The 24,557-nt window shown below is 47.4% G+C and carries 14 protein-coding genes; 11 read left to right on the top strand and 3 right to left on the bottom strand.

All coding sequences use genetic code 11. The features are described 5' to 3' along the window. The first annotated feature begins 71 nt into the window (after positions 1–71). The 10 genes from J7K63_04545 (at position 72) to J7K63_04500 (ending at position 17,571) form a co-directional block, all read left to right on the top strand. Positions 72–2,987, top strand: a complete 2,916-nt coding sequence (locus J7K63_04545; protein MCD6234291.1) for a TonB-dependent receptor — start codon at positions 72–74, stop codon at positions 2,985–2,987. Between the two features lie 345 nt (positions 2,988–3,332). Next, positions 3,333–4,712, top strand: coding sequence for a magnesium transporter (gene mgtE, locus J7K63_04540; GenBank protein ID MCD6234290.1), 1,380 nt, complete (start codon positions 3,333–3,335; stop codon positions 4,710–4,712). 87 nt (positions 4,713–4,799) lie between these two features. Then, on the top strand, positions 4,800–6,164 hold the full coding sequence (locus J7K63_04535) for a T9SS type A sorting domain-containing protein (protein ID MCD6234289.1): 1,365 nt from the start codon (positions 4,800–4,802) through the stop codon (positions 6,162–6,164). 15 nt (positions 6,165–6,179) lie between these two features. Further along, positions 6,180–8,693, top strand: coding sequence for a family 10 glycosylhydrolase (locus tag J7K63_04530; GenBank protein ID MCD6234288.1), 2,514 nt, complete (start codon positions 6,180–6,182; stop codon positions 8,691–8,693). Positions 8,694–8,700: 7 nt separating this feature from the next. Beyond that, positions 8,701–11,775 carry a carboxypeptidase-like regulatory domain-containing protein gene (locus tag J7K63_04525; protein ID MCD6234287.1) on the top strand — a complete coding sequence of 1,025 codons (3,075 nt, stop codon included), beginning with the start codon at positions 8,701–8,703 and terminating at the stop codon, positions 11,773–11,775. Between the two features lie 117 nt (positions 11,776–11,892). Continuing rightward, positions 11,893–13,923 (top strand): hypothetical protein, encoded by a 2,031-nt coding sequence (locus J7K63_04520; protein ID MCD6234286.1) that lies wholly within the window; start codon positions 11,893–11,895, stop codon positions 13,921–13,923. After that, entirely contained in the window at positions 13,920–14,837 is a 918-nt protein-coding gene (locus J7K63_04515) for a PorV/PorQ family protein (GenBank protein MCD6234285.1), read from the top strand. Before J7K63_04520 ends, J7K63_04515 begins: the two co-directional genes overlap by 4 nt. After that, positions 14,834–15,559 (top strand): hypothetical protein, encoded by a 726-nt coding sequence (locus J7K63_04510; protein ID MCD6234284.1) that lies wholly within the window; start codon positions 14,834–14,836, stop codon positions 15,557–15,559. Before J7K63_04515 ends, J7K63_04510 begins: the two co-directional genes overlap by 4 nt. A 9-nt stretch (positions 15,560–15,568) precedes the next feature. Continuing rightward, positions 15,569–16,243 carry a hypothetical protein gene (locus J7K63_04505; protein MCD6234283.1) on the top strand — a complete coding sequence of 225 codons (675 nt, stop codon included), beginning with the start codon at positions 15,569–15,571 and terminating at the stop codon, positions 16,241–16,243. Between the two features lie 62 nt (positions 16,244–16,305). Further along, entirely contained in the window at positions 16,306–17,571 is a 1,266-nt protein-coding gene (locus J7K63_04500; GenBank protein ID MCD6234282.1) for a family 10 glycosylhydrolase, read from the top strand. A 65-nt stretch (positions 17,572–17,636) separates the two neighbouring features. Here J7K63_04500 and J7K63_04495 read toward each other — a convergent pair whose 3' ends face one another. From J7K63_04495 to J7K63_04485, 3 genes are all read right to left on the bottom strand, one after another. Beyond that, complete coding sequence (locus tag J7K63_04495; GenBank protein MCD6234281.1) at positions 17,637–20,066, bottom strand: TonB-dependent receptor; 2,430 nt, start codon at positions 20,064–20,066, stop codon at positions 17,637–17,639. A gap of 121 nt (positions 20,067–20,187) precedes the next feature. Continuing rightward, a complete protein-coding gene (locus J7K63_04490; protein MCD6234280.1) occupies positions 20,188–22,050 on the bottom strand; it encodes a glycoside hydrolase family 13 protein in 1,863 nt (620 codons plus the stop codon). 3 nt (positions 22,051–22,053) lie between these two features. After that, positions 22,054–22,809 carry a hypothetical protein gene (locus J7K63_04485; protein MCD6234279.1) on the bottom strand — a complete coding sequence of 252 codons (756 nt, stop codon included), beginning with the start codon at positions 22,807–22,809 and terminating at the stop codon, positions 22,054–22,056. A 228-nt stretch (positions 22,810–23,037) separates the two neighbouring features. Here J7K63_04485 and J7K63_04480 point away from each other — a divergent pair, with 228 nt between their 5' ends. Further along, a complete protein-coding gene (locus J7K63_04480; GenBank protein ID MCD6234278.1) occupies positions 23,038–24,543 on the top strand; it encodes a DUF92 domain-containing protein in 1,506 nt (501 codons plus the stop codon). The last annotated feature ends 14 nt before the right edge of the window (positions 24,544–24,557 follow it).

Here is a 24,557-nt window from a genome sequence, read left to right as displayed (position 1 = left end):
AATATTTAATGGTTTTACATTTAATAAAATTTAACCAAAGAGGTAAACAACCGATATAAAGGAGGTATGGTATGGTGAAACGATTATGGATTCTGGGATTGATCTTAATTTGGATCATTCCTGCTTCTGCCCTGGGTCAGGGATCGGTGACCGGCAGAGTGACGGACATTGCAACCGGGAGGGGTCTTCCGGGTGCAAATGTGTATTTTGAAGGAACACCTTATGGCGCTGCAACCGATTTAGACGGAGGATACGCCATTTATAAGGTGCCCGCCGGAGAGTATACACTGGTTGTAGAGTTTATCGGTTACCGTAAAGTATCGGAACCGATAACTGTGCAAGAAGGACAGACACTTCGTAAAGATATCCAACTGCAAGGTGGAGCTCTCGAGCTGAGCGCCCTGGAAGTCATGGCAAGTCGGGCCACAAGAGAAACCCCCGTAGCCTACTCCGATATACCAAAGGCGAAAATTGAAATGCGGTTGGCAAGCCGGGATATCCCCATGGTCTTAAACACTACACCGAGTGTTTATGCGACACAACAAGGGGGAGGAGCAGGAGACGCACGTGTTAATGTTCGCGGTTTCAACCAACGGAATGTGGCGATAATGATTAATGGTGTTCCTGTTAATGATATGGAAAATGGCTGGGTATACTGGTCCAATTGGGACGGTGTTGCCGATGCCACATCCTCTATTCAGATGCAACGGGGTTTGTCTGCTGTAAATCTGGCTGCACCATCTATTGGTGGTACGATGAATATCATCACAGATCCCACAGCACGGAAGGCCGGCGGCCTGATTAAACAGGAAGTCGGGAGTGGTGCTTTCCTTAAAACAACGGTCAATTTTAATACCGGCATGGTCGGTGATAAATTTGCTGCAAGTGGAACAATCGTCCGGAAAACCGCTGATGGAGTTATAGATAAAACATGGACGGATGCCTGGGCTTATTACCTGGGACTCAGCTATCAGGCAAATAAAAATAACCGTTTTGAGTTTTTTGCTCTTGGCGCACCACAGAGACATGGACAAATGCGGTATGCGCAGAACATAGCTGCTTATGATCATGAATATGCGAAAGATGTTTTTGATGAATCAGTTGTGAATTTAGATGCGGACGCGAACGGAGAGGCCGATGTCTTTGAAACATTCAAAGAAGCCGGCAGGACTTATAATGAAAATTGGAACACGGTGTCTCCCACATATAAAGGGAAGCAATACTTTTATATGTATGGTGACCGGACGGAAGACAGATATTCACCGGATTTTCTCAATGAAAGTGAAAACTATTATCATAAACCGCAGGTTAATTTGAACTGGTACCTGACAATGAGTGAAAAAACTCATTTATCCTCCATTTTCTATTATTCCGGAGGATCAGGCGGTGGCACCGGGACATACGGCGATATGATTTGGGATTATTCAGGTCCTTCCCGAAAAGTGGATTTCGACGCAACGATTGCCATGAATCAGGGAAATGAAACACGAAAAGGCGCACCAAAACCGACAGGTGAATCTGTAGGATTTTTGCGAAACAGCATTAATCGTCAGTGGACTATTGGTGCCATATCTAAGCTGAATCATGAGTTGAATGAAAAAACAAAGGTTCAGTTGGGCATTGACTGGAGAACAGCTGAAATTGAACATGCCCGCGAAGTCCGGGATTTACTGGGTGGCGATTACGCGGTAAATGGTGTCCTGAATTATTATACCGGTTTTTATGAAAATAAAAACACACCTGAGTTTGATCCTTCCTTCAAGAATGAATTCGACTGGGTATATACAACAGCTTCCGACGGATCCGATTCATTGGATTATGCAGCAACTTACGCAAATGCAAAGAATAAAAACCTTGGCGATATTATTGACTATCATAATACTAATACAGTTGATTGGTTGGGTGTTTTTGCCCAGAGTGAATATAAGGCAAATCGATTTTCACTCTATGGTATGTTGGGATATTCCATGGTTAAATATGGACTTGTAGACCACTTTAAAAAAGCGGAATACCATGATCTGGATTATGTCACCGCGACGGATGATGGTGAATTGTCCATTGAATCCGACTGGATTACGGCTGTTCAGTTCAAAACAGGTGGATTATATAAGGTAAATACGGATCTCGATGCTTTCCTGAATTTCGGTTACGTTGAAAAAGTTCCGATTCTGGATAATATTATCGATGATGTTGAAATTGCCCTGGCACCTGATCCCACGAATGAAAAGTTCATCAGTACGGAAATTGGACTGAATTATCGTGCCATGAACGGAAAACTGGCAGCCAAATTGAACCTTTACAATACGATGTGGAAAGACAGGAATATGGTCAAACCGGTCACAAGCGGACAGGGTTCAAGCGGCGATACTGACATTATTTTCCTTACCGGCTTAAATCAAACACATAACGGAGTGGAACTGGAACTGGCTTATCAACCGGTACGGCTTATGCGCTTTGATTTTGCCTATTCCTACGGCAGCTGGCTATATACGGATGATGTAATAGGTACATATAAGGATGTTGAAAACAACACCACAACGGAATATAAATATTCTATCAAGGATCTGCGTGTTGGTGATATGCCCCAAACGATCTATTCGCTTACAGCCAGTGTTTATCCTGTCAGAGGACTTGTACTTTCAGCAACATATAATTACTATGACCGTTATTGGGCGGAATGGGATCCCCAAAGCCGTGTGTTTACCAGCGAAGCTGATGCTGACCGGGAACAAAGCTGGCAGGTGCCTTCATACGGTAAGTTGAATTTCCATTCATCTTATGTGCTGCCCTTCAGAGCCAAAAGTGTTACGTTCAAAGTCTTTTTCCATGTCTTTAATGTCACAGATGCTTTGTATGTACAGGATGCTGTTGATAACAGTCAATACAATGCCTTCACCGGAGATGGGAAAAATCATAAAGCAGATGATGCGGAAGTTTATATTGGAGCCCCAAGAACATTTAATTCCGGCCTCCAAATCAACTTTTAGCGTTACTGTTAAATAAGTGATCTAAAAAAACCCGCTTCGGCGGGTTTTTTTATTTTCATCTCAAATTCAGTCTCAATAATAATCCTTGCACCTTTGAATCATTGGCAGCTAAATTTCACCCGAAAAAAAAGGATATAGAACCCGAAAGGGATAACAGTAAAAGGAGGTTGCATGAGTTGTCTTAATGTCACTCAGGGACTGAGTCAAAGCGATCAAGACGACCCCGGCCCGCGAAAGCGGTCCCATGCGGCCATTGTGCTGTTCTTCTTCGGGGACTGATCCGGAGAAGGGTATGCCTCCGGCCGCATGGAGAACATTCAATGTGGCAAATATCGGAGGTGCCCCATGGAAAATACGATTCCGGCCCCGGAAATCCGGGAATTGATTTCCAAAAACGATACCCGTGCTTTACAGGAACTTTTTGAGTCTGAACACCCGGTTCGGATTGCCGAATGGTTATCTGAATTTGAACCGGAAGAAATCCGCCGGGCTTTATCTGTCCTGCCGCCTCAACACCAGGCTTCAGTGCTCATTAATTTGGATGAAGATCTCCAGGTAAAAGTGGTGATGACCCTGAGCCGGGGAGAAGCATCCCGCCTTTTTACGGCCATGCCTCATGATGACCGGGCCGATTTGTTTCAGCTTCTCAGTGACGAACAGCAGGAAGAACTTCTTCCTTCGCTGGCTCATGCCGAACGGGAGGATATCCGCCGGCTGGCATCTTATCCCGAAGGAAGTACCGGATCCGTCATGACTTCCGACTATGTGGCCTTGCCGCCCGATATCACCGCAGGAGAGGCGCTGAACCGAATGCGACTCCAGGCACCGGATAAAGAGACGATTTATTATGCCTATGTGATTGACCAAAGCCGGAAATTGATCGGATTCCTATCCTTAAAAGATCTGATTCTCGCCAAACCCAATACAAAAATTGAAGATTTAATGCAACGGGAGGTGATCTGTTCCCGCGTTTCCGATGACCAGGAAGATACAGCCCGGAAAATCCAGAAATATAACCTCATCGCCATTCCGGTTATCAATGGCGGGGATGCCCTGGTGGGTATCGTAACTCACGATGATGCCCTGGATATTATCACCCAGGAACATACAGAGGATATGGAAAAGTTTATGGCCATTGCCGGTAGCCACGAAACGGCAGCCTATATGAAAACGTCGGCCTGGGAACATTTCAAGAACCGGGGTGTGTGGGTCTTTATCCTGGCGATTCTTGGATTGATCTCCGGGATGATAGTCCAGCAGTTCCAGGATATGCTGGTACAATTCGCAATTTTGGTTACCTTTATGCCCATGCTTGCTGCTGCCGGAGGAAATACGGGCTCCCAGTCTGCCTCCCTCATTGTCCGGGCCCTGGCCCTGGATGAGGTGGAACCGGGAGATATTTTTAAAATCCTCCTGAAGGAATTTAAAGTGGCCCTTTTGCTCGGACTCCTCCTGGGAACCATGGCATTCGGACGGGTCTTTCTCCTCGGTAGTAATATGTCAGTCCCCCATGGATATACCTTGAAAACGATAGGCATTGCCATTGCCATGGCGATGGGACTCCAGGTACTGTCAGCCACCCTCTTTGGAGCCGTCCTTCCCCTTGTCGCCGCAAAAATGAAATGGGATCCGGCCGTGGTTGCCAGTCCGGTTTTGACCAGTGTCGTGGATATAACAGGACTGCTGATCTATTTTACAACGGTGACCCTGATTCTGGGACTCTGATTTTATATTCAATCACATCCTTTTTTGTTGCTTTGTAATGGGGGAATGTATAAATTTTACAGAACATATAAATAATGGTGGTACATAATGAAAAGACACACATTTTTTCTATTAGCTGTTCTGATTTTTACCTGTTCGTCACTCTCCGGACGGGGAACCAATTGGGTTTACAGGCCGGACATGACGATTTATTTTCACGATATGGACAGCCTGGCCAATCCCTTTCTCTGCGATGTGGATAGTGCCGGAAATATCTGGGTCCTTTCATCAACGTCAACATCCCTGAATGCCCATAACGCTCTGTACAAAGCAGAACCGGGCGATACAATTTTTACACTTTTTGAAGATTACTCTTCGATTGCAGATGTCCATTCAGCCCGGGGGCTTGCAGCGATTAATGAGGATGTTTTTGTTGCTTTCCGGTCCACGACAACGGATATCTCCTTCGTATATGAATATCCAGAAGGCAATCCGGCGGCGAAAATTGAATATAAAGGGATTCCCGGATTCGGAACATATATTTATGGTATAAGTGTCACGAAGGACCGCTATATGTATGGCGGCATCATTTATCAGGGCCCGCGGATTCGTCTTTGGGATTTTTCAGGTGCCTCGGATCCGGTGGGACTTTATGTTTCCCCTGAAACTACCGAGCGCGATCCGGGCGGTCCCACGGCTACCGGTGAAGATGCTATCCGGGATGTGGCCATTCAAAAAGATCTGGATTATAACGATTCCAGTTCTCCCGTCTATACTTCACGGAACAGCCTGCCCGGGGGAAATCAGGGCGGTGTTACGGTGTGGACCGGCGGTGTACAGAGCGATCCGTCAGGATATGCACCACAGGCCCTGGAAGATGCGGACAGTTTTCTGAAATGGACCAATTATGTGCCAAACGGCCTTTTTGTGGATCATGAAGGCATACTCTGGGCAACGGGGACTGACAGTACCCGCCGCTGGGTCAAAGGATTTCAGGTGGATGGAAGCTGGGCAACACAGGTGGATGAACTCCCCAGCGCCACCAGTGGCGATATTGCCGATGCAGAAGGGGCTCCTCTGAATGTACCCGAAGATGTGGCCATCAGCCCGGATAAGAAATTTGCATACGTCATCGACCTGGCCAATAAATGTTGCTATGTGTTTACCAACGGTGATATCAATAGTGTGAAAGACCCGGTCAAAGCGGAATCCTTTTTACTGAATCCTGCCTATCCCAATCCTTTTAATGCATCAACACAACTCAGTTTTCATATTCCCCATGCATCTCAGGTGGATTTGACACTCTATTCGGTGGAAGGGAAACCAGTGAAGACTCTTTATTCGGGATGGGCACCGGCCGGAGCTCATACCATCCGCTTTGATGCACCGGAAAACATGTCTTCCGGACTCTATCTGGTGGAGTTGAAATCCTCCTTTGGACGGCAGGTCCGAAAAATCGCGTTGATGAAGTAGAGATCGGAGTCCGGATTGCTTCATTTTAAACGCTTTTCAGGAATTGCATCCCTGTTTATCCTGAGTACCTTCCTGTTTTCCATGGAGTCCCTGCCTGCAATGCGGGGTATCTGGTTGAGTCGGGATGCCGTGGCTTCAGGACGGGCCGCTATGCGGGCTGAGTTTGAACGGATCAGCGAAGCCGGCTATAATGTGGTTTTTGTGAACAACTGGTTTAAAGGCGGGATGATTTATGAAAGTGATGTGCTGGAAAGCTATGGGGGAATGCGACAACTTTCAGAATATTCCGGCCGGGATCCCCTGCAGGAAGCCATCGAAGAAGGGCACCGTTTGGGACTCGAAGTCCATGTCTGGTTTGAATATGGCTTGTGGAACTGGCTCTCCGATGATTCCACCAATGTGGGACCGATATTGGAAAACCGCCGGGACTGGATCATGCGGGATAGAGACGGCCGGCTTTTCAGCGTCATGTCCGGCTCCATCTACCAGTTCTGGATGGACCCGGCACATCCGCAGGTAGTAACCTTTATGACGGAACTCTTTGCCGAATGTGCCCGCCGTTATCCCGAACTGGACGGCATTCAGACAGACCGGATACGCTATCCCGGCACCGGTTTTTCCTTTTCCCAAATCAGCCGAACGTCCTATATGAATGAAACTGGCGGGTCGGATCCGGTGAATCTTTCCGAAAGCGATCCTGAATGGGAAGATTTCGTCGCCTGGCAAGAGCGACAAACAAGTGATCTGGCACAGGCAATCTATCAAGCGGTAAAAAATGAAAATCCTGCCTGCCTGGTGTCTTCTGCCGTAGGGCCGCCATATATGCTGGACGGAAGCAGTGATAAATACCAGGATTGGCCCACCTGGGGCAGGGAACGATCGGTGGATCTCCTGTGTCCCATGCTCTATGGACTTCATTCAGAAATCAATTACTGGCTGGATCGCTGTCTTCAGGAATTTGATGACCCGCTGCGCTATGCTCCGGGTTTTGATATCGGCACGGCCAATCCATCCACCATATCTCAAACCATTACGGCAATCCAAAATAAAAATTATGCCGGTGCTGTTACCTGGTATTATGGGGATCTTACTGATGAAAAAAAAGATTATTTGATCAATACAGTCTATGCCCAATCTGTCAGCACCTTTCATAAATCCCCCACCGTGGATGACATGGATGCCCGTTACACCTGTCAGGGGAATATGATACCCGTGCCGGGAGGGTATAAGGACTATTTCCACACCGGTGTTTCCGGCAGTACTTTTTCCTGGTGTATTCCCCTCTACATCTCAGGGGATTACTCCCTCCAGGTCTATATTCCGGAAGGATGGAGGGGAGCCGATACACTCCGGTATACTGTTACATGGCAGGACCAGGAAGAAACAGTGTCGGTGCACAGGCACGCCTCCGGTACTTGGCTAACCCTTCTGAAACGGTCGTTTAATTATGATGATTCCGTGAGTGTCTCCATTATCGGAAGCAATACGGGTTTGATTGTGGCCGACGCCGTCCGGCTGAGACAAAAAGAGCCTCTCCGGATTATGGATGCCTTTACACCGGATCAAAACAACCTGAACCTCCTTTTTAACAATCCCCTGAAGGATGGCGAAAACAGTGCCTTGAATTTTTTTATAACCCCCAATGTCTCCATCTATTTACTCACTCTTGATGACGACAATCCGTCTATAGCAAGCCTGGAAACATCCGGTTTTAATCCGGGCATCACATACATCGTAACGGCTTTTGGTCTGACGGATGCCGAAGGGGATGTGAATGACAGCCTTTTTTATACGTTTCAGTACCATACGGGGCTGGATACGGTGATTGATAATACGGACAGCTATTTTGCCGTTCAGTCGGGAACCTGGTCGGAGGAAAGTTCAGTCGAAGGTTTTACGGGAGTCAATTATCTGACAACTCCTTCCGGTGACGGGACCGCCCGTGTTTTTTGGCGTTATGCCCCGCCGGTGGGCGGTTTTTATCGTATTTCTGCCGTGTTTCCGGCAGATCCGGGCTTTGTGTCCGATGCCATGTACATTCTGAAAGACGGGACCGGTTATGATACGCTTTCTGTTAATCAGAGCAAGCCGGGAGAAAACAGCTGTGTCTTGGGAACCCGGTGGCTTGATGCAGGTACCCATGCCGTCGTCAAACTCCATAATGAATGCCCTTTGAGCCCGGGAAAAAAGGTTGCTGCCGATGCAGTACGCTTCACCCGGGTTTTTCCCTCATCAGTTAAACCGGCAAATCCGGGAATGGTTTTACCCCGTTCTTTTGAATTAAGCGACAATTATCCCAACCCCTTTAACAGTCACACCCGCTTTTCCTGTGTGCTCCGGAAGAGGGGAAAGATATCCCTGAGTATCTTTAATCTGCAGGGGAGAGAAGTTATGTCTCTCTCAAAAAGCTATACACCTGGACAGTATTCTCTCGAGCTGGATTTTTCAAACCTGACATCCGGGATTTATCTCTATCGGGCTTCAGCTCTCGGAGTAAACATCATGGGGAAAATGTTGTATATTAAGTAGCAATCTTATGAAGTCTATTTGCTTAAACAGTTGGAAAATTTTCTTTGGAGTGATCCTTGCGGCAGGACTCCTCAATGCCCAGACGCGGGGGAAAATTTCCGGCCGTGTGTATGATGCTAAAACGGAACAACCGCTGGTTGGCGCTAATGTGATTATCGTGGGACAGGAAATGGGAGCCGCCTCCGATGCTGACGGAAATTTTACCATCCTTCGGGTCTACCCCGGTTCCTATGAGCTGAAAGTCACATATATCGGGTATGCTACGGCTACGTTACAGGATGTTCGGGTTTATGTAGACCGAACCACCTTTCTGGAAATCCCTATGTCCGTGAAAGGAGTGGAAATGGAAGAAGTGGTGGTTACGGCCGAAAAACCCGTGATTGTCCGGGATAAAACCTTCAGTTCCTCCAGTGTGGATTATGAAGATATCGAAAAAACACCGGCTGAAGGCATGCGGGATATCATGGAGCTGAATACCAGCTTTCAGCAGAATCCCAACGGGACCTATTCTCTGCGAGGCGGGGGAAGTTTTGATATCAATTTTATGATAGACGGTGTCACTCAGGAAAATTCCAATACAGGGGTGCCCGGAACCAATTACATGGGTGAACGGGCCAATACATCCTGGAAATATGATTTCAATCCCCTGGGAATTAAACAAATGGAATTGATCTCCGGCGGATTCAGTGCCGAGTATGGCAATGCTCAATCGGGTGTGGTGAAAATTGTGACCAAGGAAGGGTCTTCGGAATTTCAGGGAGAGGTCCGGCTGGAATATCGTGCCCCGGGGAAATACCACTTTGGTGATTATCTCTACAGCAAAAACCAGTTTGAATGGCAGAAATGGGGGGCTCTTGAAGCCTGGTTCAAGACAAATTATTTTCTGCTGCCCCGGGATCAGCAGATTGGAAATCCCTATACGGAAAATGGTGTTCCCTATAATCTCTATACCTACAATGAAGCAACCGGTACGTATGAACCCTACCGGATTTCACTGAAGGATTCCCTGGCGGTCGATTACTACAATCAGTGGCTTTCCAACCGGACACCCGAAGGGGAATCCATGGATGTGGCAGAGGACTTCACCTGGGTGCAGGTCTACGACACCACGGAGGCAGGCGTTATCCCTGCCTACCGCAAAGAATGGCAGTTGTCATCCGTGACGAATGATGAAAATCTGTTGGGGGTCTACGATTACCGCGAGCTGGTCTATAAACGGCTGCTGTTTGGCTTTGGCGGTCCCATCGGAAACCTGCCCGGATGGACTTTCTTTCTTTCCGGCGAAAAGCGGAAGAAACCTACACGATTGCCTACAAATGAACAGTATACGGACTATGACAACATCAATTTAACCACTGTCAGTAAACTGGATAAAAAACTGACCCTTCGTTCCATGTTTCAGTATCAGCACAACCGGAGCGGCATTTTTTCCGGATCTGATGATGTGCGCTGGGCATCGCCCGTGGGAAGTCTCTCTTTTCACAGCGGTCAGCATAAGTACCTGCTGATTACCGTCCCCCCAAAAGATGAATTTGCCTGGATACAATCATTTAATTTTACCTACCTTTTTACGCCTGAAGCCTTTTTTGACCTCACGCTTTCTCACACGTATGAAAGGTATGAAGTAAATACCACTCCCCTCTCTACAAAATGGCAGGTTCCCCAGGGAAACTGGGATGAAGGATATACCCGGCTTGTCTGGGATCCTTCCGCCACGTCATATAACCAGGATGTAAGAACCCATATCTGGGCGGTTCGCGGGGACTATACCAATCAAATCACCCATAATCATCAACTGAAAACCGGTTTTCAGGCAACTTCCAGGGATATGCACTATAGTTCCGTTTCCAGCGCTTATGTGAATGCCTTTATTTATAAGACGGGATTTGCCGAATATTATAAAGCAAAACCTCTGACCCTGGCGGCCTATATACAGGACCGGATGGAATATAAAGGTATGATAGCCAATCTGGGACTCCGGGCCGATGCCTTCAATAACTTTACCGATGTCCCCACCGATGAGTGGAATCCTCTCTACATGGGAACGGGCGCAAATGCCATCGGAGATCCGGAAACCGAACCCTCGAAATTTCATTTTGCCATTTCTCCCCGGGCAGGACTCTCATTTCCTATCGGTGAAGCTACGGCATTCAGATTGCAGTACGGCCATTTCTACGCCGTGCCGAATTTTCGCCATACCCTTTCAAAATCCACCTACCAGGGATGGATTATGTACGGGAATGCAAACTTGGGTTTTTTGAAAACCATCAGTTATGAATTTGGGGTGCAACACAGTTTATGGGGGACTCATAAGCTGGATGTGGTGGCCTATTATAAGGATATGACCCGGCAAACCACTAATATCCGCCGCCATTTTTCCACCGGAAGTGTGGGCCGGAGCGCCACCGATCCTTACGCGGCAACCTATGTTAATACGGGATTTGGCACATCCAAGGGGATTGAGGTGGAATTTGAAAAACACAGTGCCGGACGCTTGAAATATCGTTTTAAATATACACTTTCAAGAACATCCGGAGGTGTGTACGGTCCTTCGGAAATTTGGGCGGAGGACGATCCCAATCGTCCTTATAGTGACCGGAAATATATCCAAAGAGCCAATGACAACATTACATCTCTGGATAAAACCCATGCCCTGAGCGCCGTCTTCAGTTACTCTTTCGGATACAAAGAGGGTATCAGCCTGTGGGGATTTTATCCTTTTCAATACTTTTCCACTTCCCTGACCTATTCCGTCCGGAGCGGCGTACCCTATACGCTGGTGGAAACCTACGAGCAGACCTTCAACCTGACCAACAACCGACGCTATCCCATGGAATATGAAACCAACCTCTCCATGTCCAAAGTGTTCCGCCTTTTTGGTTACCGGACAACCCTCTCCTACCGAATTGAAAATCTTTTCAACAACAAATGGCTTACGCCTTTTGATCCCTATGCAGAGGCCGACGACTTGCTCAAATGGGTGAATACATCCAAAACTGCGGAAGATGACCCCTATAAATATTTCCGGGTCTACAGGAATATTCCCCGGCAGATTTTCTTTACCTTTGGAGTGTCGTTTTGAGTTGCTCCCCGCTGAGTGTGCAGAGACGCAGAGGGTGTGGGGGGATGCCCGGTTATTGAATAGACTTCCGAAAGGTGGTCGAATCGAGGTGCTAACTTCAAAAATATGATCGAACACATGATATTAAAACAACCAAAACCATCCCGTATAAGATATTTTTTCAAAGGTTTCTTTTCGCTTTTCTTCCTTTATAACACTCTTCTTTTCCTCAATATTAATCTCCATGCACAGGAAAAAATCCTCTTTCTCCGGGAAGGTCGCCTGTGGGAAACCATTAATCTGGCTAAAATCGGTCCCATGTTTGCCAATTGGAACCGCTCCGGATATGGAATGGATTATCCCGGTTTTGATACGGAATGGATTGCCGGTCATGTGGGGGAGGGACCGTCTCATCATGTAGGCGGCGGTTTCTGGATCGGTGCCCTGGACAGCAGCGGCAATGTGATGGGACGTGAAGATTATGCCCTTTATGCCGGGTCTGTCGGATTTGAAACAACTTCGAAATATATTGTGTCAAAACACGGTTTTATCACCGACGGTCGGGAAAATTACTATAATCAGCGTTGGGAAGGCATGGGTGAAATCGCCATTGAAACCGAATATGTCTGGAATCCGGACTATTTGTTTCCTTATGAACGGAAGAGTTATCTCCCCATACGGGTCAACCGGAAGGTCCACCAGTGGCCGACGCATGAAAGAGATCAGGATTATATTATTTTTGATTATACGGTGACCAATGTGGGTGATTCCACCATGTTTAAAACGCATGTCATGTTTCTCTACGGGTTTTCCATCAATGCCAGAGGCTGGTCCATCCTCTTTCCCAATTACAATGCCGGGTCCCGGAATACGCGGATGTTGTGGGACCGGAACCGGCGTTTGATGTATGGTTTCGCCACGGATTTCAAGGAGGTTGAAGGGAATGACAGTTATGACTTTTGGGCTGACGGCGGACCCAATCGTCAGGGTGAGTACCTGGCACCTGCCTATGCCGGCATTAAATTTCTTTATGTGTCCCCCGATTCTTCCGGAGAAGCTAACCGGATTCACAATTATGCCTGGGCAGCTTCCCATCCGACACAATCCAGCCACCCCTTTACCAATAAAGGCACGATGGAAGAAGATTATGCTGTTCTGAAAAATCCGGCCAATGCCACCGATGCCATCACCAGCCTGGGCGATGAGCGCTGGGGAAATGCTAAAATCTGGACCATGGTTTCCCTCGGTCCATGGGATATTGAACCGGGTGATTCTATCCGCTTTACCATCGCAGAAGTGGTTGGCTCGGTGCCCTATGAAGTGGTTGTGGATCCCAATGCCACTACCAGTGATATTGCCCGGGGCAGACAAATTCTACTGGAAAATGCCGATGCGGCCCAGGCCAATTTTGATGCAGGTTTCAATATTCCCATGCCCCCCGCAGCACCCGATGCCTTCGAACTGGATTATCTGGGAGAGAATGCCATCGGAGCAGTACTGAGCTGGGATAATACCGGCGAGGCAATTCCCGATGCCGATTATACGGGCGATGAAGCCTTTGATCTGGCCGGTTACCGGATCTACCGCTCCAATTATCTGCCCATCGGACCCTGGACTCTTATCGCTGATATTCCTAAAGGCGATTCCCAAATGTTTGATTCTTTTGAACAAAAATATACCTTTGTTGATACCTCCGTTGTAAACGGAGAAGCCTATTATTATGCCGTGACGGCTTATGATACGGGACACACCGTCTGGCCGCCGAATCCGGCTCTGTATCCCAACGGAGTTCCGCCACTGGAAACATCCAAATATATCAACAGAACCGTGACTCCTTTCCGGGCGGGATATGGTGCCAGCGAAGATCTGGAAAATGTCCTTGTGGTTCCCAACCCCTTTGTGATCAGTTCAGGTCTTACACAAACCGCCGATTCCGATAATATTCAATTCCGGAATATCCCCAGTCCGTGCACTATCCGGATTTATACCGTCAGGGGGGATCTGGTAAAAACCATCGAACATACCGAATCCATAGGGTCTGCCGTTTGGGACCAGGTGAGTGAATACGGACAGTTTGTGGAAAGCGGTGTGTTTATCTATCATATCACATCCCATGCACCCGATAGCCGGGGAAAAGTCACAATAGGAAAATTCAGTATTATCCGATGAAATATCTTGCACAAAAAATACTCCTTTTGGTCCTGCTTACGGCCACTTTACTTCAGGGAAACTCTTTTCGTAAAACAGGCACGGTAGGATACACATTTCTGGAACTTCCGGCCATGGCCCGTCAGGCCGCCCTTGGGGATGCTGTGGGGGCCGTGGCGGACGGCGGGGCAGTGTTATCCCTTTTTGCAAATCCGGGTGTGTTGGGATTGCAAAACGGCTGGCATTTCGGGGCGGAATATTCCCCCTGGCTGGCGGAAATTCAACACAATGCGGTGGGATTGGTCATTCCGGCCGGACTCATAGGGAATTTTGGGATCAGCGTAAATATGGTGGATTTCGGTAAGATGACCCATACCGGCACAGAAGGACACGTTCTGGGCACCTATACCGCCCAGTCTCTTGCCCTCGGTATCACCTATTCCCGCCGGCTGACGGATAAATTCTCATGGGGAATCCGCCTGAATGGTATCCGGGAGGAAATTCACACCTTTATATCTCAAAATGTTTTGGTGGATATGGGGATTTATTACCTGACCGGTTTTAATTCCCTGCGCATTGCCGGATATATCAATCATTTCGGTGTGGACGGCAAGTTCATCCGGGATTCGTTCAAAATGCCTACGGCACTGCGGCTCGGCATAGCTTACGATCTGTGGAATACACCCCGGTATCGTCTCACAACTGCCGTGGAATTGTCCCATACGGCAGACAATCTGGAGCGGCTTCATGTTGCCCTTGAACAATTGATCCTGAAACGCTTTTACGTGCGAAGCGCGTTCAAAACCCCGGTGAATGAAGATCCCTGGAGTTTCGGAGTCGGAATCCATTGGGGTAAAATCCGTGTAGATGCCGGTGTGATCCCCTTTGGCAGGTTTCCGGCCGTCTACTCCTTCGGTATACAGGTGACGCCATGAAAACTGGACGAAATATCATACTCATCATTATGCTGTGTTGTTTATCCGGACTCCCATTGAAAGCTTTGAGCCTTGAAGATTTGTCTGTCGAAGGGGGGTATGCTCTGGGGATGCCGGAAGATACCCTGATTGATGGTGCTCAGGGCCCCGGTTTTGAATTGTCCCTCCGCTGGCGCCTGAGTGACAAATGGTCCCTGATTCTGAACAGCAGCCACTGGTATATGTCCATCGATCAGGAAAATGCCCACCGGTTGCTGGACTGGCCTTACTGGCAGCAGATTTACGGGTTTGTGATTTATCAGGTGGGAACAGATCCTGTCTATGATGTTCATATTGATCCCCGTCAGGATTTGAAAATTAAACCGATGGAAGCAGGACTGGCATGGCGGAATTCCAAATCGGCCCGGTTTCAGTTTGGCGGTGAATTGTCCGGCGGGCCTGTATGGTTCAGGCGGCAACTTTATATTGAAGAGTTCTGGAAGAAACATTTTCCCTCTATCGACTATACGTATACCTATAATTTTCAAAACCGCTCCGATGCCGAAGACGGCTGGCTTTGGTCCGTTACACCGGCGGCCTTTGCGGCTTTCCAGCCTTCGGATTTTGTTTTGGTGTCATTAAAAGGAGCATGGAAATATTATATTACCTCCGGTGAAAATGTGGATTGTTTCCCCCTGAAAAGCCATTTTCACCTGTCTTTGAGTATTCATTTTTTATATTGAGAGATTGAAATGAAATTCCATTCAAAACCTTCACATTTGCTTCTGATGATGATGTGTTCAATATTGATCCTGGCTGCCGTTCCGGACGGATTGCAAGCCCAATACCGGTATTATCTGGGAGGGGGATATGAATGGATACATCCACTTGGCGGACTTCATGAGCGTTTTGAACCCATTGAATCCCCTGTCTTTTCAGGGGGATGGGATCTTGATGACCAATCCCGGATTATGCTGGATTATCGTTTTATGGTCTTTGATGAAATCAACCGGGACAAACTTCCCCATGATTCTCTCTCCATGGAACTGACAAATTATTCGGGAGGATTGCTCTATCAGTATGAATTCTGGCAGCCCTTTCCCTTCTTTTCTTTTTATATTCAGGCAGGCATATCCCTGAATCAGTGGAATTTTACCCGGGATGCCTTTCATGCCGTTCTGCCCGATTCCCTGGCACCGCTTACCCTTGATCTGGATGTTCACAAGCGTTCGGACTGGAGCTGGGGCGGCCGGATCGGATGTGGTGTGGAATGGTCTCCCCTGCGTTTTATTCACTTGGGATGGCAAACTGATTTTCATCTCATTGCCGCCGAACTCTGGCCGGCTGAAAGCCTGAATATGAAGTCTGTAAGCGGTCTGAAAATGTGGAATCAACAGGTTTATTTAAGAATAAGTTATGCCTGGTAAAAAAAGGTGGGCGTATGAACCGGAAACGTTTTTTTATGATAGGGTTATTTTTAGGATTCATTATGCTTTTTGGAGCTTATGCGTCGGAAAAACAGGCCGAAAACTGGCTTTGGATTGATGCCTCGGCCAATTTTGAGCGGTTGAGCAGCGAAGATTCCATCCGCTGCTACATGGAAAAAATCCGTCTGGCAGGCATTGACGGCGTTATAGTGGATTTGAAACCCATTTCCGGTGAGGTTTTATATCCCAGCGAGATAGCCCCCCAGGCTCTGGAGTGGCGGGGATTTACACGGGATGCCGCTTTTGACTATCCCGGACTCATGATTCAGTATGCCCGAAAAAACGGGCTCACTATCCTGGCGGCCATGAATTGTTTCTCTGAAGGATGGAAACAGGAAAAACGCGGTCCCATTTATACCACTCATCCCGATTGGCAGACCATGCTTTATCTGCCGGAAGGGATTGTCCCCACAACGGAATATCAGGTGGGATACTCGGCTTTTGTAAATCCGGCGCGGCCCGATGTGCAGGAACATCAGTTCCGGTTGATGGAAGAAATACTGACGCGGTATGATTTTGACGGAATCGTACTTGACCGTGGCCGTTACGATAATATCCGGTCCGACTTTTCCGATTTCTCACGAAATGCTTTTGAAACCTGGCTGGGCAAACCGGTGCAAAACTGGCCGGAGGATATTTTCTCCTGGATTCCGGACGAAAGTGGGAAAGCGGTTCACAAACCGGGCAAACTTTATAAAGAATGGCTTTTCTGGAGGGCTAAGGTGATCCATGATTTCTTTTTCGAAGCCCGAAATCGTGTGAAAGCAGTACGATCTGATGCCATATTTTCCGATTATGTGGGAGCCTGGTATCCCAGTTACTATGAACTGGGTGTGAATTGGGCCAGCAAGACGTATGATCCCTCGCAAGAGTATGACTGGGCTCTTCCGGAGTATAAAGAAACCGGGTATGCCGAAACATTGGATTTTCTCTTTACGGGATGCTATTTCTATCCGGTAACAATTGCCGAAGTGGACAGTTTGTATAAGGACTGGAAAGGGAAATCAAACGGGGAGGCCGGAATGGAAGAAAAATATAAACCATACCATTCTGTGGAAGGGGCTGCTAAAATGTCCAGAAAAGTAACAATGGGCAAAGTACCGGTTTATGGAAGTTTGTATGTGCAGCAATACAAAGATGAAAATGATCCCCGGCAGTTTGTGGATGCCATACGCATGGTGCAAAAGGAAACAGATGGCGCCATGATTTTTGATTTGGTCCATATTATCATGTTTGACTGGTGGGATGAAATGTCTGCAGGATTATGATTAAAAATTAAATCAGAAAATAAATGAAGGGATGATGCATCATCCCTTCTTTTATTTTTAAAGGTTTAAAACAAAAACAGGTCATCCTCGTCGCCGTTCATGCCTTCACCGTTTTCCGGGCGGTTTTTCCCGTTTTTGTAATTGTTAAAACGGTAGGTCAGGGATAGAATGGCAATGGGGGATTCTCTTTCAAAAGCCGTGGCATTGACAAAGTTGGGACCGGTGGTTGTGAATTCGTGTCTTCCCGTTCCGAAAACATCCCGAATCTGTAGTGCAGCAGTCCAGTTTTTTCCTATGTCGTATTTCACGGCGGCGCTGGCAATCCAAAATCCTTCCCGTTCACTCTGACTGGTTACAGAAGGACCATGGTAGTTGGTGTCAAACTGAATCCGGGTTTCGCTTCCCACATAAAAGGTGTTGTTGAATTTGACCCCCCAGTTGTTGGATGAGTTATCAAAACTCCGTCCGTTAAAACTGCCTTCCACCCGGTAACGGTACAGATTTCCGCTCAGGAAAATATTCCAGAAAGAAACAGGACTCACATTCAGTGAAAGTTCGGCACCGGTACTGTAATCTTTTCCCACATTGGCAAATGTGAAGAGCAGGGTCTCTTTATCGATAACGCTTTGGACCCTTTCCACTTTGTTTTCTGTTGTCCGGTAATAAATGTCCGCAGCGATATAATTCTTCTTTTTACTCAACTGCCAACTGGCTTCCCAGGCATTGATATATTCAGGCTCCAGTCCCGGATTCCCCTGAAAAACCGAGTAGGCATCCCGCTGAGTTGCATAAGGCTCCAGATACCAGTTCCGCGGCCGGTCAATGCGACGTGTATAAGATGCCATTACCTGATTGTTATCTGATATGGGAAGACTGACATGGATGGAGGGAAAAATGTCCCAACGGTCGATCAGGTAGGTTGTATCCTGAGTGTTAAGATGCATGTTTCGGTAGGTGTATTCTCCCCGGGCGCCCCATTGCCATTGAAACAGACCGATTTCACGTTTGTAAATGGCGTACAAACTGTGAATGACATGTTCATAATCATTGTTGTAGCTGTACCGGGGATAATAAATATATTGCGATGCCGTGGTATCCCATCCATAGGTACCGGTCCCTTCTTGATCCATGGAAATCCGGGATTGAATGCCTGCCTCAAAACCGCGGGTTTCAGACATCATGTTTTTGTAATCCAGTTTCAACCGCCAGTCCGAATCATCAGAATCTGCCGTGTTTTTGGTTCGGTCCGTAATGGATTCATCGTTATCACGACGGGTTGTTTCATTAAATTCACTGCCTGTACGGCTCCGGTAACTGACAGAGCCTGAGAGATCATGTCCCTCTTTGTTGAATTTTTTTGTGAATTCAAGGCCGGCTCTCCAGTAATCACCTTCGCGGGTGTTGTCATCCAGGGAGCGGTATAAAGAATAAACCGGATATTCTTCAAAAATCTGATTGCTGGTACGACTTCGTCCGTAATGGCCGATATTGAACTGAGCAGAAATGAGAAATGTGCCGGTTGGCCGCCAGTCCAAACTGGTCCGGTATGAATAAGTCTTTCGCTGCATCTCTCCCCGGCCTTCACCTGAAACACTGAAAGCTGTATCATTCATGGTGGTGGTTTTGTTTGTTGTTCGTTGTCCGCCGGACTGGAAATCATTCCAGCTCAGGCTGTTGTTCCAGGTGAATTTATCGTAACGCATGCTCAAAGCGGCATTGGCACCGTATTTGTCTCCGTTTCCGGTATTGACAGACAGCTGTCCGCTCATACCGATGATTTTTTGCTTTTTGGTCACAATGTTAATGATTCCGGTTGTTCCGTCGGGATCATACCGGGCGCTGGGGTTTGTGATAATTTCAATGGTTTGAATCAGGGTGGCGGGAATCTGATCCAGAGCATCGCTGCCTTCAAAAATACTGGGATGCCCGTCTATCATGACAATGAAATTCGAACTGCCCCGGAGTGTTACCGTTCCCTCCACATCCACATCAATGGATGGAACGTTTTCCAGAATCTCTACAGCTGTTCCGCTCAGACCGGCTGCAAACTGGTTTGCATTAATAACCCGTTTGTCTGCTTTGAATTCTATCACAGGCCGGTCTCCCACAACCTGGACTTCGGACATCTGTATGGCAGCCCGTTTCAGGCGAATATCCTTTAGGGTTACCTTTGCACTTTGCGGTGTAATCCGAAATGCAGGACTCAGGGCTTCGTAAAAGCCGATGAATTTAACTGAAACATAGTAACGCCCGGCAGGAATATTCGGCACATAGTAATATCCGTTTTCATCACTCATGGCTCCGTCGACCAGAGTACTGTCGGGAAGTTTGTATACCACTACATTGGCGTATCCGATTTCGTTGCCGGTCGCATTGTCGAGAACACGCCCCTGGACCGCTCCTCTGAAATCAGAAGGCCTCCGGCCGTCCCGGGCCGTGATTGCCGTCGCAAGTAGTGTCAGAATGATCAATATTCGTGAAGCTGTTTTTATCATTTTTATCCTTTTTCTTTTCAATACTCTTTGACACAAAACAAAGCGGAAAGTTAATAAAAAAATGCCGCTACATTGGATAAATCAAAAATTACGCCCGTATAAAATAATATAAATAAACAGGCTAATATAAGATGATTGCCTGATATGCAGGAATATCCACAATAAATTCGTGATCTACCCGGTCATACACCTTGTTGCCCGGATATTCCGTTATTTTCTTTTGTCCACGGAAGTGATTTTCATGAATAACGAAGGGTTGGCTTTGGTCGCTGTTGTTGAATAGGACCATGACGACATCTGAACCGCTTTGGCGTTTGAATCCGAAAAGACTGTTGTCGTTATCGGCCACAACCACCGCATAATCTCCTGTTTGGAGTGCGGGATGTTCATTTCGGAAATGAATGAGTTTTCTGTAAAAATCATGAAGTTCGTGGTTAAAAGCCACGGGGATGGGTGGCATGGAGTCCTGGTTAGGTTGGGTGGCTTCCGGTTCATACTGTTTATCGGGCCAGACCATGGGTTTGCGGCAACACGGGTCATTAGCCCCCCACATGCCGGCTTCATCTCCGTAATAGATCATGGGTGCACCTACAAATGTCATTTGCAATACAATCATTTGCCGGTGAATTTTGTATGATTTTTCATCTTCCGGCGGCCGGATATTGTAACGGGGATTATGTGCCTGTGATTTTCCGAAAAATTCTCCCCAGTTTTCAAATTTTCCGATATCGGGATTTGCCAGGGCGCTGAGGAGCCGCTGGGTGTCATGGGAATCGTACAGATTTTGCATCACATAAAGTGTTTCAAGAGGATAGGTGTTCAACAGAGAATCCAGCTCCCGTGCCAGGCGGACCGGTGTGATTTTATCCCGTCGCCTTACAAAATACTTGTGGGTAATAAAGGCAAAATTGTAATTCATCACTGCGTCAAATTCGTCGCCCTGCAGATATGGAAGCACTTTCTCCGGTGGATCGATGATTTCCGCCGTAAGGTATGCTTCCGGATTTATGGCTTTCACATGGTGTCGCCAGGCTTTCCAAAAGGGATGTCCCACACAGAAAGCCACATCAAGTCGCCAACCGTCAATCCCGTCGGAGGGATCACCATCCCCGTCCGGATCCATCCATCGCCGGGTTGAATCGAAAATGTACTGCCGGGGTCCCTTTACAATCCCGTTTTCATCCTCACGGAGTTCGGGCAATTCTGTCACACCAAACCATCCTTTATACGTAAAAGGAACCTTTGAAAATCCCGGTGTATCCCAGTCTGTTACGGTAAACCAATCCCGGTAATCTGACTTTTTTCCGTTTTTCAGAAGATCCTGAAAGGCAAAACTGTTGATTCCCATGTGGTTGAACACGCCGTCAAAAATGATTCGGATATTACGGCGATGTGCTTCTTTGATCAGTTTCAAAACTAATTTATCTGCTTCTGTCCAAACCCAGGTGGATGGATCAACCGGGTTTTCTCCGGTCAAGCGTTGTTGATCTCCTTCCGGATCAGGGCCAAAGTGGACATCAATATGATGGTAGCATGCTCCGTCGTACTTGTGAAGACTGGGCGCCTGAAAGACAGGATTCAGGTATATGGCACCGATCCCCAGGTCTTCCAGATAATCCAGCCTGTTGATGATACCCTGCAGATCCCCGCCATAACGCCGACGCTGAATGTTAAACCAGATGTCTTTCCCATTTTCCTTTTCCCAGGGCTGGAGTTTATACCAGTCTGCCGTCCAGGGGGATAGCTGCCAGGGGGATTCGGCATCGTGGGGCCACGCGCCTCTCAGAGACTCTTTATCCGGATCATTTGCGGAATCCCCATTCTCAAAACGGTCCGGAAAAATCTGATACCATACGACCTTTGCTGCCCAGGACGGTACCTGTTTGAAAAAGGATTTTTCATCCATCAGTGTTTCCTTCTGTTTCAGCTGACAACCCAGGAGAAGAAGAACAATCATGACTACCCGTATGCTGCGGTTTACCATCTTTTATTCCCTGCTTAGAATGATCATGAACCGGCAAAATATTTGATAGTTTTTAACACTGAATCGGTCAAAGCCTGGGCCGCCTTTGAGGGAGAGCTCTCCGTACCATGGCCCGATTTCCATCCAGGTGGCGATGCCAATGCCGGCTTCCGAGAGCCCGGCTTTTCTGTAGACCGGTCCCTGTTGATAGGATGACAGATTCAGTCCGGTATAAACCGACAAAATCCACGGCATTTTCCAATCCATCGGCCATTGAATTTCATTGTAACCGTACAAACATCCAGACAAAGGGTTCATATCTGCCGTGAATTGCCACCGGAAAAAGGAAACATGACTGATCGTGCATTTCAGTGAAGATGTAAGTGAATCGGTATATCCCCACCACCCCAGACTTATTTCAGGTTGGATTCCCAGGGATGAATAAGATGTATAGAAACCTCCGTATGCAGACAGATCCCACGCTCCGGCACCGAGACTAAAGTCTGCACCGGTGTACCATGGAGTTTCTCCAGGATAAAAGGTCACCCCCGGCCGTACAACCAATCCGCGCTCCATCCTGTATCCATATTCTCTGCGGGAGGATTCTACAGACAGATTGATATCGTAATTCGTACAGTCTGCCATTCCCGGAATGATAAGAAGTAAAAAGAGGATATATGTGAAGATGCTTTTCATATAATGGAATTTAGAACCTTCCACCTTCAGGAGAAATGAAAAAGCGGCTGAAAAGAAAAATGCCGGTGCGTTGCACACCGGCATTTTTCAACACAGGAGGGAACCTGAGAAGAAATATTTCAAAACCCTTTCGGGATTTATCCCTCAAACGCACTATGAATATACCTGTATTTCGCTTTGAAGTGCAATAGTTCTTTTAAAAATATTTCTACCTTCTCTTTGGGAGATCGGGTTAAATTTCTGAGTTGATGGTTGACAAGACATGAGATGTCCGGGCTGCCTCCCCTATTCCCTTTTTGAAAAGGAGTTTTCATGTTTCAAAATGCTTCATCCTGGCTGATGTTTGGTTTGTTTTTTCTTATCATTACCTTCTTTTTAGGTCTTGCGGATTTTTTACTCCGGCTGTTCAGGGTGCATCCCCACACAACACGCAGGATTGTCCATATTCTTGTAGGTGTGCTGGTTTGCTTTGCTCCCTGTTTTTTTCAGGATTCCCTGCCGGTTGCAACGCTGGCCGTTATTTTTATCCTTGTCAATTATTTCGGTATCCGCTACGGATTGCTGAAGGGTATACACGAGACAGACCGGGTTAGTTACGGAACTATCTATTTCCCCGTTTCTTTTCTGATTCTTGTCCTCTGGTTTTGGGACAAGGATCCGGCGATTTTACTGACAGCTATGCTTATCATGACCCTTGGCGACCCTATTGCCAGTTGGGTGGGAGAATCCCGCAAACACCCTGTCACCTTTAAAATCTGGTCGGATAAAAAATCTCTCCAGGGAAGCACGGCCATGTTTATAACTGCTTTCATTGTGGCAGTAACGGGGATGTATTTCTTCCGGCGTTTCTTCGGACCGGAGATTTCCTGGCAGACAGCCGTCCTTTTTGGTTTTTTTACGGCGGTATACGCAGCGGTTTCAGAAACCATATCCCATGAAGGGACCGATAATCTGATGGTTCCTTTGGGAAGTGCCGTAATTCTGGATTTTCTCTATACCGGCAGTCCGGCCATGCAGCACCAGCTCATGTTTTGGATGATACTGACTGTAGGGATTGCCTGGCTTGCCTGGAAAGCAAAAACCCTTTCCCTGAGCGGTGCCGTGGGGGCCTGGCTTCTGGGGACTGTTGTCTTTGGCATCGGAGGACTTGAGTGGATGTTCCCCATGATTTTCTTCTTTGTAACTTCCAGCCTTTTTACCAGTGTGGGAAAACGGCATAAAAAGATTCTTGAAACGGTTTTTGAAAAGGGGGGACAGCGGGATATTTTTCAGGTTTTTGCCAATGGGGGTGTGGGAATGCTTGCCATTCTCGGGTTCTATTTTACCCGGCATCCGGTCTGGTATATGATATTTCTGGGAAGCATCGCCGCGGCAACCGCCGATACCTGGGCTACTGAATTGGGTACATTCAGCAAACGTCCGCCTGTCAGTATCCTCAATTTTAAAAAAGTTAAAATGGGAACATCCGGAGGAATCACGGCTCTGGGGACTTTTGGCGCTCTGATCGGGTCATTCTCCGTAGTGCTGATAGGCTGGTTCATGTGGAGATGGCGCCAGATGGATTTTCTCACACCGGGACATATTATCGTGATAAGCCTGGTCGGTTTTTTAGGATCAACAGTCGATTCTATTTTGGGTGCGACGGTCCAGGCCCAGTACCGATGCCCTGTTTGCGGTAAAATCACAGAAAAAAAAGATCATTGCTCAGAGAAAGATATCCCCCTGATCCGTGGATACCGGTCCATGAATAATGACCGGGTCAACCTCCTGTGTACGCTGACAGGTGGACTGTTAGCTGCTTTAGCCGTTCTGTTCTGATGAACTTCGAATAA

Source organism: Candidatus Neomarinimicrobiota bacterium, from assembly GCA_021157965.1.
Lineage (GTDB): Bacteria > Fidelibacterota > Fidelibacteria > Fidelibacterales > Fidelibacteraceae > Fidelibacter.
Note: the sequence above shows the minus strand (reverse complement) of the source record. Positions and strands in the feature narration are given on the sequence as shown.